The following is an 829-nucleotide window of genomic DNA, read 5'->3' on the forward strand; positions in this document are numbered from 1 at the left end:
AGCAAACAGTCAAGCGTCTGTGCCACCTCTGATAAGCTGATGTTCTACATCCGTTAAGACTCGAGTATGGCGAAAAAAAAAAGGAACGCCAATCTAGGCGCCTCGCCAAACCAGTACTTTCATGGACGGAGGTTAAACTGATCACCAGCCGACGACATCGTATCGAGGGCGCATTAAGCTTCAGGGTGTCGACCATCTCTAGACAACAAGTCTTACCCGAATACGAGCGTATTTGGGAACAAACCATCGTCGAAGAAGCTTACCAACAAGCGATGGGCGAGTTATTAGATCAGGGCGATGTCGTGTTAAGAGTAGAAGACTCAATGGGCTTCTCATTCATTATGGGTATTTTCTTTTGGGAACACCTTTCTACAAACAGCCGCAATGAACAGTGGGATTTCACTTCCATGACTCTGCCCAGTGGGTGACTCAATCTTGTCGTGGCGTTCAACCAGTTGGCGCTGCTCATCACGCCAGTAGGTAAAACTTAGCCATTCTTTGGGTTTAAATTCGCGTCTTTCTGGTGTGAGTCAGATAGCTCCAAATATCGATGGCGCGTCGGGACTTGATGAATCCGATTCATGCTTAAACAGTGTCCCCCGTCGTAGTCACAATATTTTCAATTTCAGAACTGACTTTGATTCTAGTGTTGGGATTAACTTAACCAAGAAGTTTTGGTTGGTGAGGAGCCTAATAACTTGATTCATACGGATAGTGATCTCGCGGCTGGTGTCACTTTCTTTAGGATTTTTAGTGTCTTGACATCATCGACTGGTAACGGGGGAATAACTTTAAGTGTTGATAGAAAAAGTGTATTACATATGTAATA

1 protein-coding gene is annotated in these 829 nt (G+C 44.5%); it reads left to right on the forward strand.

Annotated elements, in window-relative coordinates; all coding sequences use genetic code 11:
• Window positions 1–185 precede the first annotated feature (185 nt).
• Entirely contained in the window at window positions 186–428 is a 243-nt protein-coding gene (locus tag AB4653_RS17495) for a hypothetical protein (RefSeq protein WP_240700347.1), read from the forward strand.
• Window positions 429–829: the final 401 nt, after the last annotated feature.

Origin of the sequence: Vibrio sp. 10N.222.48.A3 (assembly GCF_041475345.1) — a bacterium.
Lineage (GTDB): Bacteria > Pseudomonadota > Gammaproteobacteria > Enterobacterales > Vibrionaceae > Vibrio > Vibrio tasmaniensis_A.